Here is a 17,575-nt window from a genome sequence, read left to right as displayed (position 1 = left end):
GGCATAACAGTAAAACGAGGATGGTAAACGCGAAAACGGTCTTGCCGGGCGTACCCGGCAAGACCGTTGGATAAGCTTCGGCAGTCCGCAGCCTACAGGTGAATTACCTCACCATAGGCGGCAGCCGCGGCTTCCATCACCGCCTCCGACATGGTGGGGTGGGGGTGAATGGCCTTGATGATTTCGTGGCCGGTGGTTTCGAGCTTGCGCGCCACCACGGCTTCGGCAATCATGTCGGTGACGCCGGCGCCAATCATGTGGGCGCCCAGCCACTCGCCGTACTTCTTGTCGAAGATGACCTTCACGAAGCCGTCCTTGGCACCCGAAGCCGAGGCTTTGCCCGAGGCCGAGAAGGGGAATTTGCCCACCAGGATGTCGTAGCCCTGCTTTTTGGCTTCTTCTTCGGTGAGGCCCACCGAGGCAATTTCCGGCGAGCAGTAGGTGCAGCCGGGCACGTTGCCGTAGTTGATGGGCTCGGGGTGGTGGCCCGCAATGGCCTCCACGCAGGTGATGCCCTCGGCCGAAGCCACGTGGGCCAGCGCCGGGCCGGGCACGATGTCGCCGATGGCGTACACACCGGGCACGTTGGTGCGGTAGTACTCGTCGACCTTCACGCGGCCCTTCTCCACCACGATGCCCAGCTCCTCGATGCCGATGTTTTCCAGGTTCGGCTGAATGCCCACCGCGCTCAGCACGATGTCGGCCTCCAGCTGCTGCTCGCCCTTGGCGGTTTTGATGCTCACTTTGCAGCCCGCGCCGGTGGTGTCCACCTTGGTCACTTCGGCCGAGGTCAGGATGTCGATGCCGGCTTTCTTGAACGAGCGTTCCAGCTGCTTCGACACTTCTTCGTCTTCCACCGGCACGATGCGCGGCAGGTACTCCACGATGGTCACTTTGGTGCCCATGGTGGCGTAGAAGTAGGCAAACTCGACGCCGATGGCGCCGGAGCCCACCACCACCATCGACTTGGGCTGCTCGGGCAGCACCATGGCCTCGCGGTAGCCGATGATTTTCTTGCCGTCGATGGGCAGGTTGGGCAGCTGCCGGGCGCGGGCGCCGGTAGCCAGGATGATGTGCTTGGCCTGGATGGTTTCCTTGCCGCCGTCGGCCTTGGTCACGTCTACTTCGCCGGCTTTCAGCACCTTGGCCGTGCCCATGATGGCGTCAATCTTGTTCTTTTTGAACAGGAAGTTGATGCCCTTGCTCATGCCGTCGGCCACGCCGCGGCTGCGCTTTACCACGGCCGCGAAGTCGTAGCCCACGTTGTCGGCCGAGAGGCCGTAGTCCTGCGGGTGCTTCAGGTAGTCGAATACCTGCGCCGACTTGAGCAGCGCCTTGGTGGGGATGCAACCCCAGTTGAGGCAGATGCCGCCGAGGGATTCGCGCTCCACCACGCCTACTTTGAGACCCAACTGGGAGGCGCGGATGGCTGCCACGTAGCCGCCTGGGCCCGAGCCAATCACGACTACGTCGTATTGCAATGCCATAGTAAACTGTTCTGAAGGGGAAAAATGAGCAAATGGGGGGCCGGAGCCGCGGCGCCGGGCCGGCAAAGATAGCCGCCCCGGCCTTACCGCCCCAATCAGTATGAACGAAGTCGACCTAAGTCGGAAACCGCCGTATACAACCCCGAATCCGCCGTTGGGTTTTGCCGCTTTTCCTGACTTTTTCTTCTCTCAACTTCCATGAACGCATTCTTACCCCGTTTGCAGGCCGTGGCCGGCGGCTTGCTCATTGTGCTGCTGAGCACCCAGTGCTCGGCTACCCGCGAAAACGAAACGCCCGGCATGGCTACCCGCGCCCGCCTGAACGAAACGCAGGCGGCCACCAGCGTGACGCCCGCTGCTCCGGCTACGCCCGCCACCGATGCCGCCGTGGCGCCCGCCGACGCGGCCAACCCGCCGGGCACGGCTACGGCCACGCCGGCTCCCGCAGCGGCTCCGGCCGCCGTGGCGGTTAAGCGCAGCAACGCCGAGTACAAAGCCGACATCAAAACCGCCACGGCGACGCTCAAAACCAAGCCGCGCGACTTCGACGCCTACCTGAACCGCGGCCGGGCCAACGCCGCCCTGAAAAACTACCGCGAGGCCATGACGGACTTCAACATGGCCCTGCGCCTGAAGCCCACCAACGCCGACGCGCTCTACAACCGCGGCCTGACCCGGGTGAAAACCAAGGAGTTCAACGCCGCCATCAGCGACTTTGGGAAGGTGCTGCGCTACCGCCCCGAAGACAAGGAAGCCTTCTTCGGCCGCGGCCTGGCCAAAATGTCGCTCGACAACTTCAAGGGCGCCATTCCCGACTTCAACAAGGCCATCGAGCTGGACAACAACTACGCCGACGCCTACGAGTACCGCGGCATCTGCTACTCCAGCATCAACAAGCCCGAAGAAGCCCGCCGCGACCTGGAAAAAGCCGCCCAGCTCAACCCCGAAGCTACCCAAAGCCTGAAGCGCTACGCCAAGCAGTAGAATAGTTGCCAGTTGCGGGTTGTCAGTTGTCAGGGCAAGACCAGGACTGCCGACCCAAACTTCAGCTCGTAAAACGCACCGGCCGCCGTCCCGATTGGAACGGCGGCCGGTGCGTTTTTTTCGTCAGCAGTTGCAACCGCCGTCAGCTACTCAAGTACACTCTGACAACTGACAACTGACAACTGACAACTGACAACTGACAACTAGCTCACGTAGCCGGCCAGCACCTGGTTCAGCTGGGGCTCGGGCACCACGCCCGACTGACGCCACACGGGCTGGCCCTGGTGAAAGAGAATGAGCGTGGGAATGCCCTGCACCCGGAATTGCTGAGCGGCGGCCGGGTTGCGGTCCACGTCCACCTTGATGACCTTGAGTTTGCCCTGGTGCCGGGCCGCCACCTGCTGCAGAATGGGCGCCATGGCCTTGCAGGGGCCGCACCAGTCGGCGTAAAAATCAACCAGCACCGGCATGCCGGGGCTGCTGATGAGTTCGGTGAAGGATTTTTTAGCCATTGCGGGGAAAGAGCTGAGGTGAATAAGGGGCTATACGAGCCCGGCGCCCCGCCGGATAACGGCGGCGCCCGGCTCTGCACGCAGAGCCGGGCGCCGGCAGAAGTACGAAAAGCAGCGCGGCCTAGCGGTTACGCTCCACCACCGTTACGTCGTTGGCCACGGTGGGCATCACGAAGCGGCCACCGGCCACTTTCTTGCCGTTCACCTCGCACTGCCAGGTATAGTTACCGGGAGAAGCATTGGCGGCAATGCCGGCGGGAGTCTGGAAGAATTCTGCTTCGGTGGGCGGCGAGGGAAACAACACGTCGACGCCGTTCTGGCCTTTATCCACCTGTTTCACGAGCGAATATTCCTTGCCATTGCCACTGACGGTGAACTTGGCCGTGTACGCCCCCAACTGCCCGAATTTGTCCGATACCCCGATTTTGACGAACGGGTCGGTCGAAACCAGCCAGGTCTGGGCCTGGGCTTTCGGGGCTGAGAGCAGCAGGAACAGAAACAGCAGCCCGAGCAGGCCGCCGCAGCGTTTCCCAAAGACAGAAGTAGAGGTTTGCATAGAGCGGAAAAGTAGGAGAGTGAGGAGAGCAGTGTGAGCTTAACGGAGTGGGCAGGCAGGTACAGGGGGCGAAGAAGTAAAAAACAGCCGGATGAACCGGGGAGTGGCGGTGCTGCAACACCCCACCCTATCAAATATATCAATCAGGTAAGAGACCTGGCATTATCAGGAGAATATTTTTTTGAGGCCAGGCGGATGCCAGTGCCGGCTGCAGCATCTTTGGTCCGGCCGCGCCGTAGAAAAATCGGTATGGCCCGCCGTCCCAAACTCTTCGAAGCTGCGCCAGGTTCCCCGGCCGAAACCCGCTGCCAGCTTTGCGAGCGGGCCGTGCGGCACACCTCGCGCCACCACCTGGTGCCGCGGGAAGAAGGCGGGCGCTACGGCCCCACCGTCGACCTCTGCCAGCCCTGTCACAGCTCGGTACACCTGCTGCTGACCAACAAGGAGCTGGCCCGCCGCTACCACACCGTGGAGGACTTGCAGCGGGCCGAGGAGCTGCAAAAGTATTTGCACTGGATTCGGCGCAGCCGGGTGGAGCGCATCACCAACCGGCGCCGGCGCCGCTGAGTGCGGCCGGTGGCGTTTCTTTGCCGCTCTATGGCCCCTCTGCAGTTCCTGCCCTTCGCCGAAGCCCGCCGCCACGCCGCCGAAACGGTGGTGGTCGACAGCATTCTGCCCCGCGCCGCCCTCACGCTGGCCCACTGGCGCGCCGCGCCCACGCCCGCCGCTTTGCAGGACGACACCAGCGCCGGCTCGGTGCTGCGCGCCCTGGCCGCTGCCCCTGCGGAGCTGGCGGCGGCCCAGTATGTCACCGCCAACCACTTCGACGTCGACGGCTTCGTGGGCGTGTGGGCCCTGCTGCACCCCGCGCTGGCCCGGCAGCACGAGCCCCTGCTGCGCCTGGTGGCCGTGCTCGGCGACTTCCGCGAAATCGACTGGCAAGACCCGCTGGCCGACCACGCCATGAAGCTGGTGTGCTGGCTGAACGCCGAAGAAAAAGCCCGCTTCTACGAGCCCTTCGGCGCCCCGGCCCGGCGCCGGCGCGAAGACGAAGCCTCGGCCGAGAAATTCGACTGGTTTCTGCCCCGCTTCGCCGCAATCCTCGCAAACCCCGAAGCCGGCCGCGCCGCCTGGCAGCCCGAGTACGAGCGGGTGCGGGCCGCCGTGGCCGTGATGCAAAGCCCCGCCACCGCGCTACGCCGCTACTCGGATATCGGCCTGACGGTGGTGCGCACCCCCGAGCCGCTGCCCTACTACGCCCTGTTCGGCCCCACCGCCGGCACCGATATGGTGCTGAGCCTTTACGACGGGCAGCGCTACGAATTCGAATACAAATACACCACCTGGGTGGACCTGGAAAGCCGCCCCACGCGCCCGCGCCTGCCGCTCGATGCCTTAGTGGCCGCGCTGAACGCGCAGGAAACCAGCGGCCACGCCTGGGCCGCCGACGGCATCACCGATACCGGCCCGCTGCTGCGCCTGACCGGCCGCCGGCTCAACAAAGTGCAGCGCTACGCCGACCCCGACCAGCGGCCCATCTACGCCTCCAGCATCAGCCCCGAGGAGCTGGAGCAGGCGGTAGTGGGCTTTTTTCGGCAGCGCTACGCCCGCATCGAGCCCCGCCGGTACTGGACCTGGGAGGCGGTGCGCGCCGCCGCGGCGGTGGTCAGCGAATAAGCAGTCGGCGCCGAATCAAGTATCCGACCCGAAGCCGACGACGCGCAGCGTGCTCACGCCGCCGGCACCTTTGCGCACGTGAATCTGGGTGCTCACGCGCTCCTTCAGGGCCTCTACGTGCGAGATGATGCCCACCATCTTGCCCGAGCCCTGCAGGGTTTCCAGCGCCGAAAGGGCCACGTCCAGCGTTTCGGGGTCGAGGGTGCCGAAGCCTTCGTCGATGAACAGCGTCTCGATCTGGGTGCGGTGCCCGGCCAGCTCCGAGAGGCCCAGTGCCAGCGCCAGACTCACCAAAAAGCTCTCTCCGCCCGACAACGAATTCATGGAGCGGGTGCTGCCGGCCTGGTACTCGTCGGCGATGAGCAGGTCGAGGTGCTCCTCGGGGTTGCGGGTGATGCGGTACCGGTCGTTGAGGCGATGGAGGTGGCGGTTGGCCAGCTCCACCAGGCGCGTCAGCGTCAGGCCCTGGGCAAACTCGCTGAACTTCTTGCCGTCGGCCGAGCCGATAAGCTCTGCCAGGCGGCGCCAGCGGCGGGCTTCCTGCTGCTGGCGCTCCAGGTCGCGGGCGAGCTGGGCGTGGCGCTCCTGCCCGGCGCGGTGGTCGGTGAGTCGCTGCTGGCGCTGCCCGAGCTGCTGGTGCAGCTGGGCGAGCTGCTCGTTCAGCGCGGCCAGCTGCTCGCTGACCACTTCCAGCGGCTCGGCGGTGAGGGCGCGGGCCGCTTCGGTCTGCTGCTGCTGCGTGAGCTCGGTGAGGGCGTGCTGGGCGGCGGCCACGGCGCGCTCGTGGCCGTGCACCTGCTCGGCGAGGCGGTGCACTTCGGTGTCGGGCAGCAGGCGGGCGGCCAGGGCGGCGCCGTCGGCGGGCAGGCCGGCTGCCTGCAGCTCGGCCAGCAGGGCGGCGTGGCGCTGAGCGCGTTGCTGCTGCTGCTGCTGCTGTTCCTCGGTCAGCTGGGTGGTGCGCTCGTCGTGGCGGAGCAGGGCGGTTTCGTGCTCCTGGAAAGTCCGTTCCTGCTGCTCGGCGGCTTCGGCGGCGCGGCGTACGGCGTCGGCCAGCTGGGCGCGGGCCTGGGCCACGTCGGGGCCGCCGAAAAACTCCTGCCGCTGTTGCTTCTGCTGCTCGATGCGCTGGAAGTGCTGCAGCAACACCGCTTTGCGCTCCGAGAGCCACTGCTGGTTTTCGCCGCGCACCTTGGTCAGCTCTTCGGCCCGGCTCTGCACGGCGCCCAGCTGCCGCTCGGCTTCCGTGCGGGCCTGCCGGTTTTGCTCGAACTCCGCGCCCAGGCGCTTGAGCTGCTCCACCAGCGTGGCGCCGTTTTCGCCGGTAAAGGCCAGCCCAAAGGCGCTGAGCAGGCTGCTGATGGTGTGCTGCACCAGCGGGCGGCGCTCCTCGGCATCGTTGAGGCGGGCGCGCAGGGCTTGCAGATCCTGCCCGAGCTGCTGCTGTTGCTGGCTGGCCTGCTGCTGCTGGCCCTGGGCGCGGGTGAAACTCACGTCCAGCTCGTGGCGCTGCTGTTCCAATTCGCGCAGCTGCTGGCCCACGGCGCGCACCAGCTTGGGCGCGGCTTCCTCGTCGGCTTCGCTGAGCAAAACGAGGGTGGGGGAGGCCTCAGCGGCGGCGTGGCCGCCGGCATGTTCCAGCAGGCCGGTCAGGCTCTGCATGCGGTTGAGGCGGGCGTTGAGGGTGCGCACGCGCTGGCCCAGTTCCTCTTCGCGGGCCTGGTCGCGGCTGAGCGACTCGTGGCTGACGCCCAGCACCCCGGCGGCGTAGGGGTGCTCGGTGGCGCCGCACAGCGGGCAGGGCTGGCCGGCGCTCAGGTGCTGGCGGGCCTGCTCATGGGTCAGAATAAGCTGGTGGGCCTGGGTGAGGCGGCGCAAATCGTCCCAGCGCTGCTCCTCGGCTTGGTACTCGCGCTGGAGCACGGCCACGTGGTGCAGCAGGCGGCGCAGCCAGGCGTCGCGCTCGGCGGCGGCGGCGGCGTGCTGCTGCTGCACGGCGGCCAGCTGCTGCCGGGCCGTTTCGGTGGCCGTGCGGCCCCGCTCGGCCGCCCGGCTGACTTCGGTGAGGCGCAGGTTCAGCTCGGCTTCGGTTTTGCGCAGTTCGCCCAGCTCATCCTGCAGGTTGGTCCACACGCGCAGCTCGCCCACCAAGTCGGGCAGGGCTTCGGGCAGGGCGGCGAGGCGCTGCTGTTGCTGCAGCCACTGGGTCAGCTCGCGCAGCTGCTGGGTGAGCTGCTGCTGCTGCTGCTGGGCCTGCTCCACGGCGGCGGTGGTTTGCTTCTGCTGCTCGTTGCGCTGGTCGTATTCCTGCCGTTCGCGGCGCAGCTGGGCTTCGTCCTGGCCGATGAGGCCGTCGAGCTTTTCGGCTTCGCGCAGGCGCGGCTCCTGTTCCTGCTGGACCTGCTGGGCCTGGGCCAGCTGCTGCCGGGCCTGGGCGCGCTGCTGCAGGGCGGCGTCGCGGGCCTGCAGCAGCTGGGGGCGGCGTAGCTGCAACTGCTGCAGCTCCTGGCCGCGGCGCTGCAGCTGGCCATCGGCTTCCTGCAGCAGGGCCCAGGGCGTGCGGAAGGGCAGGGCCTCGTGGTGGGCCGAGAGGCGCTGGCGCACCGGCGAGAGGCTTTCCGTTTGGGCCGTGAGCTGCTCCAGCTGGGTGGCGGCGCGCTGGCGGCGCAGGCCCAGCTCGGCCAGCTGCCGCAGCCAGTTCTGGGCCTCGCTCAGCCGCTGCCGCTGCTGCTCGGCGGCGGTGGTTTCGGCCTGCAGCGCCTCGATTTCGGCCGTCAGCGCGGCCAGCTCCTCGTCGGAGAGCAGGGTGACGCCGGCCAGGCCCGCGCGCAGGGCTTCGCTGCGCTTGTCTTCCTCCTTGGCCTTTTCGAAGGCGAAGCGCGAAATGTCGGAGTACTTGCGCGTATCGGTAATCTTTTCCAGCAGCTGGGCCCGCTCGCCGGGGCTCGACTTCAGGAACTTGGTAAACTCGCCCTGGGCCAGCAGCACCGAGCGCAGAAACTGCCGGTACTCCAGCCCGCTCAGCTCGGCCACCTTCAGCGGCACCCGCGACTTGTATGTTTCCAGAAACTCCCAACGCTCCGCGCCGTCTTCCCCCAGTTCGGGCTGCCGCTCGCTCAGCTCCATTTTCGGGTCCTGCAGCTTGCCGTCGGCCTTTTTGCGGGCCCGGTACTGGCCCCATTTGGCCCGGAACTGCCGGCCTCCGACTTCAAACTCCACCTCGGCCCAACTCTCGCCGGTGCCCTGGCTCATCACCTGCGCCACTTCGCCGTCGTGGCGCGGCACTTGCCCGTAGAGGGCCAGCGTAATGGCGTCGAGAATGGTGGTTTTGCCCGCGCCGGTGGGGCCGGTAATGGCAAACAGGCCCGCATCGGCCAGGGGCGCCCCGCCGAAGTGCACTTCATGCTCGCCGCGCAGGGAGTTGAGGTTGTAAAAGCGGACGCGGAGGATTTTCATGGAATAGCCGGCTGGCATAGCGGCCAAGCGGCCGCGACAAAGAAAAATACACTGAATAAGTTAGCGGACGCCGCGGATAGTGGTCCAGTATTCTTCGCGGACATCCTCGTCGATTTCCACCGGTAACCGCTCGCCATACAGGCGGTCAGCTCCGTCTTTGCGACAACCCGAAATCCAGTAATCATCACCGGTAGCGACGTCGAAGTAGTTGCTTTTAAAGCCGTGTCCTCCCAAACGCTGGAAATGCTGCCCCCGGTAGTAAATGCTCTGATAGGTACGCGAAAACGAGACCCGGCCAATTCGCGCCGGACCGGTAAGCCCGGCGGCCTTGCTTTCGATGTACATGATGCGCGTGGGCATAGCAGGGGACGAGGTAGGCTGATGAAATAGGTGTTGGCAGCGGTCGGATTACCGCTCGTGCATCAACTGAATTAGCTCATCAAACGTGCTCAGCAGCTCCTGGCGCGTCTCCGCCGGCTCGTCGTCCAGCCGCCGCTCGAATACTTCGCGCTCCGTAAAATCGTGAAGGCTGCGCGTCAGCGGCTCAGCTTCTGCTTCGCCCAGGGGCCGCAGCGCCACGAGGCGGAAGTGGCGGCGGGCCAGCACCTCGATGTGCTTCCGGTCGAGGCCTTCGATGCACTTGAGAAGCTGTTCGGCTACTTCCAGTTGGCCCAGTTCCGAGCGGATTTCCACGTCGGCCCAGGCGGGCAGGCGCAGGTCGGCGTTGTCGTAGGCCGTGAGCTGCTCGATAACCTCCGGCAGCTCGCCCTGAAACCGCACCAGCCGCCGCGCCGTGGGCACTTCGATGGTTTCGATGGCAGGGCAGCCGGGGCCTTGGAAGTCGAGCAGCAAGACCTGCTTCGGGTCGTGGATTTCGGAGAAGGACAGCGGAATGGGCGAGCCGCAGTAGCGGATGTGGCTGGTGCCGCCCACGCGCTGCGGGCGGTGCAGGTGGCCCAGCGCCACGTAATCGAAGACCGAGGGGAAGTGGTCGGCCGTCACCTGGCCGAGGTTGCCGATGTGGATGGTGCGCTCCGAATCGGAAGCGGCGCCGCCGGCGGCGTAGAGGTGGCCGGTGGCCAGCACCGGCACGCCCGCGTCGCGGTGCTGCCACACGGTTTCCAGTTCGGCCAGGCGGTGGTAGTGGTCGGCAATGCCCTGGCGGATGCGGGCCTCGCGCTCCTCCGCCGATTCACCCGGCACCGAGAGGCGGATGTCCCGGTCGCGCAGAAACGGCACGGCGCACACCACCAGCCCCGGCCGGCCCTGGGCGTCGTCGATGACGATAACCTGGTCCTCGAACCGCTCGGGCACGCCGCCCACCACGTGCACGCGCAGGTGGCGCAGCAGCTTGGCCGGGGCGTTGAGCGTGGCCGGCGAGTCGTGGTTGCCGCCCACGACGACGACCTCGCGGCAGCCCGTCTGGCGCAGCTGCACCAGGAAGGAGTAGTAGAGCTCCAGGGCCGCGCTGCTGGGCGAACCGGTGTCGAACACGTCGCCGGCCACCACGAGCACCTCCACGCCGCGCTGCTGCACCGTGGCCACCAGCCAGTCCAGAAACTGGCGGTGCTCCTCGGTGCGTTCGTGGCCGCTGATAAAGCGCTGGCCCAGGTGCCAGTCGGCGGTGTGTAGAACTTTCATGCGCAGGGGCGGGGCTGATGCAACTTCAAAATTAACGTTTGCCGCGTCGTTTTTCTCTGCAATTTGGCGGCACCAAACCGGAATGTTATCTGGTAGTCATGTTTACTAGTTTGTCATTGTAAAGTAAGTTACTTGTTATTGAGCTTCAATAGTTTTTCTGCTGACCCGTTCGCGCAGCCGATATTGGTTGCCCGATTTACCGCTCTTCCCATGACCCCATCCCTGCCCGCTCTGACCTTGCCCGTGTTGTCGCTGCGCGTGGGGCGGCCGCGGGAGCTGGGTACGCCCGGCGCCACCGAAGCCCTGGCCCGGCCGTGGACTTCGGCCATCGGCAAAATGCCCGTCACGGCGCCCGTCTGGCTCACCGAGCTCAACCTCGACGGCGACGAGCAGGCCGACCAGCGCAACCACGGCGGCCCCGACCAGGCCCTGTGCGCCTACCCCGCCGCGCACTATGCTTACTGGACGCAGCGGCTGGGGCGGGAGCTGGGCCCCGGCAGCTTCGGCGAAAACCTGACCATCGGCGGTGCCTGCACCGAAGCCGACGTGTGCCTGGGCGACGTGTATCGGCTGGGCGAGGCCGTGGTGCAGGTCAGCCAGCCCCGCTCGCCCTGCTGGAAAATTGCCCGCCGCTGGCAGGAGCCGCTGTTTTCGCTCTGGCTGCAGGAAACGGGCTTCACCGGCTGGTACATGCGCGTGCTGCAGCCGGGCCGCGTTGGCCCGACGGATGCGCTGATACTCGATAGCCGGCCCTACCCCGAATGGCCGCTCACCCGCGTCAACGCCGCCAAGTATGCGCAGCGCCACGACCAATCATTGGTAGCCGAGTTGGCCGCCTGCCCCGCGCTGGGCGAGTCGTGGCGGCGCAAGATGCAGGGCCGCCTCAGCGGCGCGCTGCCCCTGAACGACGACGCCAACCGGCTGGTCGGGCCGAACGCGGGGTAGGGCGGGCCCGCGGCCGGGGCACCGGAATCGGCGGCAGTGCGGGAAACCCGGGACGGCCGCGCTATGTTTGCCCCCCAACACCCCGCCTATGAACCGCAAGAACCTGCTGCAATGGCTGCCGATGGCCCTTTTCGCCGTAGTCATGCTCACCGACCTGCGCACCCCGGTGCTGGGCACGCTGCAGCGCGGCCTGCTGGCCACCGGCCTCTGGCGCGCCGACCTGCCCGCCGTCCCTGCCACGGAGGCGTCAGCGGCCCCCATCGTGGCTACCGGCGGGGCGGTCTACCCGCACAATGTGCCATTGCTGACCCTCGACGGGCAGGCGGCCAACCTGAGCCAGTTCCGGGGCAAGGTGGTGTTCGTGAACCTGTGGGCCAGCTGGTGCCCGCCCTGCGTGGCCGAGCTGCCCGGCATTCAGGCGTTGTATAAGAAGGTCGACCCCAAAAAGGTGGCCTTCGTGCTGATTTCCTTCGACCAGACGCCCGCCAAGGCCGCCGCCCTCATCCGGCGCCAGGGCTACACCTTCCCGGTGTACTTCCCCGCCGCCCCCGTGCGCCCGCCCTTCGATTCGAACAGCATCCCGACCACCCTCATCTTGGCCCCGGATGGCCAGGTGGTGTCGCGCCACGAAGGCATGGCCGACTACGACACGCCCGAGTTCAAGGCGGCCCTGGAAAAGCTGGCGCAGCAGTAGCCCCACCCGCGCTTCGTTCAAAGCAAAAGCCCCCGAACCGTGCTGGTTCGGGGGCTTTTGCTTTGAGCAGTCGAGTGAATCTAAGCAAAGAACTTAATCCCGTCACCCAGATGCGGCCGGCCTAATGGACGGCCTAATGGACGGCCTGCTGCTGAAACTCGTTGATGGCCTCGCCTAGGTCGTACACCTCGGTGCCGGCGGGCAGGGTGGCCTGCAGGATGCTGGCCCCGGCCGCCGAGCGGTAGCCCCCGGCGCAGTGCACCAGCACGGGCTTGTCGGTGGGCACTTCGTGGGCCCGCTCGCGCAGCTCGGGTAGCGGAATGAGCAGGGCCCCGTCGAAGACCTGTTTTTTGGCCTCGGTGCGGTTGCGGATGTCGACGATGGTAAACTGCTCGGGGTGCTGGCGCACGCGCTCCACGTCCACGGTGGGGCTGGTGGCGGGCAGCTCCCGGGGCGTAAGCAGGGCGCCCTGGATGTTGCCCTCGTAGCCGATTTTGGCGGCTTTGCGAATCACCGTGTCCAGCGCAATCTGCGACTCGGCCACCAGGTAGAAAGGCTCCTGCGGGCCCAGGACGGAGCCCAGCCAGGTTTCAAACTTGCCGCCGTCCATCAGGTTAATGGCGCCGGGCAAATGGCCCTGGCGGAACTGCGCCGCCGGCCGCGTGTCGATGATGAGCACATCGGGCTCCAGGGCCGTGCCGCCGGGCAGGTGCTTCACGGCCCGCACCGAGTCCTCGAAGGCCGGGGCGCCCTGCTTGTTGAGCTGCACGTCGCGGCCGAAGTACTTGGGCACGAAGGGCTGGTCTTCGAGCAACACCTGGATAAACTCCTCCCGCGTCATCGGCTGCAGGGCGTAGTTGGTGCGCAGCTCCTTGCCGATGGTGCTGTCCAGGTCGGGGGAGGTGGTTTTGCCGCAGAGACTGCCCGGGCCGTGGGCCGGGTACACCTTGGTGGTGGGCGGCAGGGTCATCAGCTTGTCGCGGGTGCTGTCGAACATCTGCCCGGCCAGCTCCTCGCGCTTGTGCCCGCCCACGGCTTCCTCCTCGCGCAGGTCGGGGCGGCCCACGTCGCCCACGAAGAGCGTGTCGCCGGTGAAGGCGGCGCGGATCTGGCCCAGCTCGTCGACCAGCAGAATGGTGATGGAGTCGGGCGAGTGGCCCGGGGTATTCAGGGCGTGCAGCTCAATCTGCCCGATGCTGATTCGGTCCCCCTCGTCGAAGGGCCGGTGGGGGTAGGCGGCCTTTACCAGGCTGCTCACATAGATGGCGGCCCCGGTTTCCTGCGCAATTTCCAGGTGCGAGGAGACGAAGTCGGCGTGCGGGTGCGTCTCGATGACGGCCACGATGCGGGCTTCCTGCTCGTCGGCAAAATCGTAGTACGGCTGCGGGTCGCGGCCCGGGTCGATGACGGCCATGCGGCTGCCGCTGAGCACGGCGTAGGAGGCATGGGCGAGGCCCTTGTCGTAAAACTGATGTATCCGGAACGGTTGTGTGGAAGGCAGCGGACTCATGGAATGGTCGGTTGGTGAAGCCCGGCCGGGCCATCGGTTGGGGCCGGCGGGCGTAGGTCAAATATAAGGGTCGGACTGTTTGGGCAGCCAACTCAGCGGCGACAGTTGGGCACAACTGCTTGGGTAGTGCAAGTGTTGCGGAAAATTCCAGCCAATCGAATGAGTTTAATCAGCCTGCGCCCAGCCTGTGCAAGAGGGCGCTTTTAATCGATTACTTACCAGCATTCCAAGTCCAATGAGAAGAACCTTACTCCACCTGTGTTTACTGGCCAGCAGCCTAACGGCCGTGGCCCAGGCTCCGCAAATCACCTGGCAGGTCGTCGACGACAATGTGGCGGGGGCGCCCCGGGTCGACGGCTTGAATAATTACGTGCGTCTTTGTCTGCCCTCCGCCAGCAGCGTCTGGGTGGCCAACCGGTCGGTGCCTACGATGGGCGCCACCTACTCTAGGCTGCACCATTCTTTAGATGATGGTCAAACCTGGGAATGTGTGGCTTTGGGGAGCGTAAGCCGGGTTTTCAGCGGGAGCGTGCCGGTATGGACGGGCACCTGCTTCGTGGACTTGTACGTGCTCAACGACTAGGCCGCGTGGGTGATTATGCGGGACGAACAAACGCAGCAGCACCGGCACCAGCGGCTTTCAGGCAGTCACTACGCCTTTGCCAGCGTCGCTGGAATCGGTAGCTTTCTTTGACGCCAATACCGGCGTTGCCGTGGGCACATCGGCTGCCGGAGTGCTGCAGGTGCAACGCACCACCGACGGCGGCGCGACCTGGAACTCGTTGACCTTACCTGCGCCTACGGGCAGTGGCACCGAAAGCCTGACCAAGCGCATGGTAATGGGCACCACTATCTGGCTAAGTACCGACCGCGGCTACGTGCTGCGCTCGGTCGATAGCGGAGTCACCTGGACGCGGGCCGCTACGGGCCTGGCAACGAGTGGCGGGAATATCATCCAAACTCAATCGGGCGTAGCCTTTCGGGATGCGCTGCACGGACTGGCGTATCTTGGGTACGTTATTGCCAGAAACGGCACCCAAACGGGCTATGTGCTTGCGGGGCAGATGGCCAGTACCACCGACGGCGGCCTGACCTGGACGCCAGTCGCGCTGACTGGTACTCCGCGTTTTGGTGTAGTAGAAGCCGTGCCAGGCACCAATATATATCTGAGTGGCAGTGACCTTTACGTAGGGCTGGATGGCGGGGGAATGGGGCAGCCGGTTTACGAGCAGGGACTTTCTGTTTCGCTTGATGAGGGCCGTACCTGGGAACCGCTCGACCAGACTATTCGGTACGCGCACCTGGCAGCTACCAGTAGTACCCGCTTGTGAGCCACAAGTAGCTTTGGCGGTGGTAATGGGTTTGTTTGGTCGCAGGTGTTCAAAGCCAGCAGCCTGACGCTGGCGGCTCAGCCGGCACAGCTGCGCGACGAAGCCGCAGCATACCCGAACCCCACGGCCGGCGAATTGCAGCTTCCCGCCGGCCACACCTACCGCGAAGCCAAGCTGTATGACACGGCCGGCCGCCTCTGCCGCAGCCTGCGCTTGGCCCCGGGCAGCAGGCAGCTCGAGCTGGGGCAGGTGCCTGATGGGCTCTACCAGCTGGAATTGCGCAACGCCGCCGGCGCGGCCGTCACCCAGCGCTTGGCCGTGCAGCACTAATTCAGCAAGCCTCATCCGCAGCCTGCCCAGCATCCGATGCCCTAAAAACAACCCGCCCGCCCTCGAAACCGAGGGAGGGCGGGTTGCCGGTTGAAGAGAGGGGGCGAGGCTTAGCTGGCCTTCACTTTCACCTTGTCCTTCTTGGCTTTCGCCTTGCCCTCTTTGCGGGCGTCTTTCATCTCGCCCATGCGCTCCATGCGGTCCTCGCGCTGGGTTTGGTACTTGGTGAACTGCTCCGGCGTGAGCACGGCCTTTAGCTGCTCGTCGTAGCGGGCGCGGCCTTCCTGCATTTTCTGGCGCATGGCGTCGCGGTCCATGCTGCCGGGCGTCATCTGGGCGCGGGCGGCGTCCACCTCGTTGGCCTGGGCCAGGAAAATGGCGCGCACTTTGGGTTGCTGATCGGCCGTGAGGCTAAGCTGGTTGGTCAGGCGCTGGGTTTGCATGTCGGCGCGCTGCTCGGGCGTGCGCTGCTCGCGGCCCATGCCGCGGCCCTGGCCCTGGTAGCCGCCGTTGGCGGGCGGGGTGGTCTGGGCCTGGGCACTGGCGAAGCTGAGGGTGGCAACCGTCAGCAGGAAAAGCATCTTTTTCATCGGAAGAGGGTCAGTTGGAAAATCTGCCGGCTTAGAGGGCCGGCGGGCCCGTGGGTTTAATCGGCCCGCGGGGGCTTTGACAAGTTCCGGGCCAACATCTGCGGACGCCGGATTCTGCCTATATTCGGGCCCCGGGGTGTCGGCTTGCCGCATATCGGGCTGCTTCACGACCACCTTCTCTCTAAAATTCTCCCCATCCCAATCATCTAATGGCAAACATTTTCGCCAAAAAACCGCTGGCCGTGCTGCTGGGCGAAGCCAACGCCTCGGGCGAAGGCGCGCTGAAACGCACCCTCGGCGCGGCCAACCTCGTCGCGCTGGGCGTCGGGGCCATCATCGGCGCCGGCCTGTTCGTGCGCACGGCCGCCGCGGCCGCCCAGGCTTCGGGCCCGGGCGTGACGCTGGCCTTCATCGTGGCCGCCATCGGCTGCGCCTTCGCCGGCCTCTGCTACGCCGAATTCGCCGCCATGATTCCCATTGCCGGCTCGGCCTACACCTACGCCTACACGACGATGGGCGAGTTCGTGGCCTGGGTTATCGGCTGGGCGCTGATCATGGAATACGCCCTCGGGGCGGCCACCGTCAGCATTGCCTGGAGCGAGTACCTCAACAAGCTCTTAGCGGTTTTTGGCACCAGTATACCCTACGAATGGAGCCACTCGCCCTTTGAAAGCGCCGCCGTCAACGGCGTGATGCACACCGGCGTGCTGAACCTGCCGGCCCTGTTCATCATCATCATGCTGAGCCTGCTGCTGATCAAAGGCACGCAGGAGTCGGCTACCTTCAACGCCATCATCGTGGTGGTGAAAGTGGCCATCGTGCTGGTATTCATTGCCGTGGGCTGGCAGTTCATCAACCCCGCCAACCACACGCCCTACCTGATTCCCGACAACGCCGAGCCGGTGAAAAACGCCGCCGGTGAGGTCGTGCGCTCCTACGAAGCCTGGAACAAGCACGGCTGGGGCGGCATCCTCGGCGGCGCCGCCATCGTGTTCTTCGCCTTCATCGGCTTCGACGCCGTGTCGACGGCCGCGCAGGAAGCCAAGAACCCCAAGCGCGACATGCCCATCGGTATTCTCGGCTCGCTGGCCGTGTGCACCGTGCTCTACATCCTGTTCGGCCACGTGCTGACGGGCGTGGCTAACTGGCGCGAGTTTGCCGACCCGGCCAAGGGCGGCGAAGCCTCGGTGGCCTACGCCATCAAGGAGCACATGCCCGGCTACGAGTGGCTGTCGACGGCCGTGGTGGTAGCCATCCTGGCCGGCTTCTCGTCGGTTATCCTGGTGATGCTCATGGGCCAGAGCCGCGTGTTCTTCTCCATGGCCAAGGACGGGCTGATGCCGAAAGCTTTTTCGGAGCTGCACCCCAAGTTCCACACGCCCTACAAGTCCAACCTGATCCTGCTGGTGTTCGTGGGTGCCTTCGCGGCCTTCGTGCCCGGCTCCCTGGCCGGCGACCTGACCTCCTTCGGCACCCTGCTGGCCTTCGTGCTCGTGTCCATCGGCGTGTGGATCATGCGCCGCTCCGACCCGGATCAGCCGCGGCCGTTCCGCTCGCCGCTGTCCTCGGCCTCGTTCCCGCTGGTGCCCATTCTGGGCGCGTTGATCTGCCTGGCCATGATCCTGGCCCTCGACTCGAACACCCTGAAGCTGGCCCTGGGCTGGATGCTGCTGGGCTTCATCGTGTACTTCATCTACGGTCGGCAGAACTCCAAGCTGCAGCAGGGCATCGTGGTGGTGCCGACGGAGCTGGAGGAGCAGGCGTTTATCGAGCAGAAGTAACCGCGCTTTCGTTAGCCGCAAAAAGCCCCGCCGGACCTTCCGGTGGGGCTTTTTGTTGGAAATAAATATGCTGCGCCGGCTATG

The 17,575-nt window shown here is 65.8% G+C and carries 16 protein-coding genes and 1 pseudogene; 9 read left to right on the top strand and 8 right to left on the bottom strand.

The annotated features are described in order from the left end of the window. Positions 1–92: 92 nt before the first annotated feature. Positions 93–1,487: a dihydrolipoyl dehydrogenase gene (gene lpdA, locus FDY95_RS20205; protein WP_138080355.1), complete on the bottom strand. Its 1,395-nt coding sequence runs from the start codon at positions 1,485–1,487 to the stop codon at positions 93–95. Between the two features lie 198 nt (positions 1,488–1,685). On the opposite strand from lpdA, the gene FDY95_RS20200 reads away from it, so the two are divergent. After that, entirely contained in the window at positions 1,686–2,471 is a 786-nt protein-coding gene (locus FDY95_RS20200) for a tetratricopeptide repeat protein (protein WP_138080353.1), read from the top strand. Positions 2,472–2,674: 203 nt separating this feature from the next. Here FDY95_RS20200 and trxA read toward each other — a convergent pair whose 3' ends face one another. Together trxA and FDY95_RS20190 are read right to left on the bottom strand one after the other, a co-directional pair. After that, entirely contained in the window at positions 2,675–2,983 is a 309-nt protein-coding gene (trxA, locus tag FDY95_RS20195; RefSeq protein ID WP_138080352.1) for a thioredoxin, read from the bottom strand. 121 nt (positions 2,984–3,104) lie between these two features. Then, positions 3,105–3,539 carry a hypothetical protein gene (locus tag FDY95_RS20190; RefSeq protein WP_138080350.1) on the bottom strand — a complete coding sequence of 145 codons (435 nt, stop codon included), beginning with the start codon at positions 3,537–3,539 and terminating at the stop codon, positions 3,105–3,107. Between the two features lie 249 nt (positions 3,540–3,788). Between FDY95_RS20190 and FDY95_RS20185 the strand changes: the two genes are divergently transcribed. Together FDY95_RS20185 and FDY95_RS20180 are read left to right on the top strand one after the other, a co-directional pair. Next, complete coding sequence (locus FDY95_RS20185; protein WP_138080348.1) at positions 3,789–4,106, top strand: HNH endonuclease; 318 nt, start codon at positions 3,789–3,791, stop codon at positions 4,104–4,106. A 30-nt stretch (positions 4,107–4,136) separates the two neighbouring features. Continuing rightward, positions 4,137–5,216, top strand: coding sequence for a DUF6687 family protein (locus FDY95_RS20180; protein WP_138080346.1), 1,080 nt, complete (start codon positions 4,137–4,139; stop codon positions 5,214–5,216). 15 nt (positions 5,217–5,231) lie between these two features. Here the strand turns inward: FDY95_RS20180 and FDY95_RS20175 are convergent, their stop codons facing one another. The 3 genes from FDY95_RS20175 to sbcD are packed head-to-tail and all read right to left on the bottom strand — an operon-like array spanning position 5,232 to position 10,310. Next, positions 5,232–8,669, bottom strand: a complete 3,438-nt coding sequence (locus FDY95_RS20175; protein ID WP_171025768.1) for an AAA family ATPase — start codon at positions 8,667–8,669, stop codon at positions 5,232–5,234. 60 nt (positions 8,670–8,729) lie between these two features. After that, complete coding sequence (locus FDY95_RS20170) at positions 8,730–9,029, bottom strand: 1-deoxy-D-xylulose-5-phosphate synthase (protein ID WP_138080343.1); 300 nt, start codon at positions 9,027–9,029, stop codon at positions 8,730–8,732. Positions 9,030–9,077: 48 nt separating this feature from the next. Further along, on the bottom strand, positions 9,078–10,310 hold the full coding sequence (sbcD, locus tag FDY95_RS20165; RefSeq protein WP_138080341.1) for an exonuclease subunit SbcD: 1,233 nt from the start codon (positions 10,308–10,310) through the stop codon (positions 9,078–9,080). 210 nt (positions 10,311–10,520) lie between these two features. On the opposite strand from sbcD, the gene FDY95_RS20160 reads away from it, so the two are divergent. Together FDY95_RS20160 and FDY95_RS20155 are read left to right on the top strand one after the other, a co-directional pair. Next, positions 10,521–11,255 (top strand): MOSC domain-containing protein, encoded by a 735-nt coding sequence (locus FDY95_RS20160; protein WP_138080339.1) that lies wholly within the window; start codon positions 10,521–10,523, stop codon positions 11,253–11,255. 88 nt (positions 11,256–11,343) lie between these two features. Further along, positions 11,344–11,949 (top strand): TlpA family protein disulfide reductase, encoded by a 606-nt coding sequence (locus FDY95_RS20155; protein ID WP_246074090.1) that lies wholly within the window; start codon positions 11,344–11,346, stop codon positions 11,947–11,949. Positions 11,950–12,082: 133 nt separating this feature from the next. On the opposite strand, the gene FDY95_RS20150 is transcribed toward FDY95_RS20155, so the two are convergent. Further along, positions 12,083–13,459 carry an MBL fold metallo-hydrolase gene (locus FDY95_RS20150; protein ID WP_138080337.1) on the bottom strand — a complete coding sequence of 459 codons (1,377 nt, stop codon included), beginning with the start codon at positions 13,457–13,459 and terminating at the stop codon, positions 12,083–12,085. A 235-nt stretch (positions 13,460–13,694) separates the two neighbouring features. Between FDY95_RS20150 and FDY95_RS20145 the strand changes: the two genes are divergently transcribed. The 3 genes and pseudogenes from FDY95_RS20145 to FDY95_RS20135 all read left to right on the top strand — a co-directional run bounded on the left by FDY95_RS20145 (position 13,695) and on the right by FDY95_RS20135 (position 15,120). Next, positions 13,695–14,042, top strand: coding sequence for a hypothetical protein (locus FDY95_RS20145; RefSeq protein ID WP_138080335.1), 348 nt, complete (start codon positions 13,695–13,697; stop codon positions 14,040–14,042). A gap of 61 nt (positions 14,043–14,103) precedes the next feature. Then, positions 14,104–14,790, top strand: a pseudogene (locus FDY95_RS20140) (WD40/YVTN/BNR-like repeat-containing protein); the annotation flags it as partial. Between the two features lie 45 nt (positions 14,791–14,835). After that, entirely contained in the window at positions 14,836–15,120 is a 285-nt protein-coding gene (locus FDY95_RS20135; protein WP_138080333.1) for a T9SS type A sorting domain-containing protein, read from the top strand. 110 nt (positions 15,121–15,230) lie between these two features. On the opposite strand, the gene FDY95_RS20130 is transcribed toward FDY95_RS20135, so the two are convergent. Beyond that, a complete protein-coding gene (locus FDY95_RS20130; protein ID WP_138080332.1) occupies positions 15,231–15,710 on the bottom strand; it encodes a Spy/CpxP family protein refolding chaperone in 480 nt (159 codons plus the stop codon). A gap of 209 nt (positions 15,711–15,919) precedes the next feature. Between FDY95_RS20130 and FDY95_RS20125 the strand changes: the two genes are divergently transcribed. After that, complete coding sequence (locus tag FDY95_RS20125) at positions 15,920–17,491, top strand: amino acid permease (RefSeq protein ID WP_138080331.1); 1,572 nt, start codon at positions 15,920–15,922, stop codon at positions 17,489–17,491. Positions 17,492–17,575 lie beyond the last annotated feature (84 nt).

Origin of the sequence: Hymenobacter jeollabukensis, from assembly GCF_005771675.1 — a bacterium.
Classification (GTDB): Bacteria; Bacteroidota; Bacteroidia; order Cytophagales; family Hymenobacteraceae; genus Solirubrum; species Solirubrum jeollabukense.
This window is presented reverse-complemented; position numbering and strand designations above follow the sequence as displayed.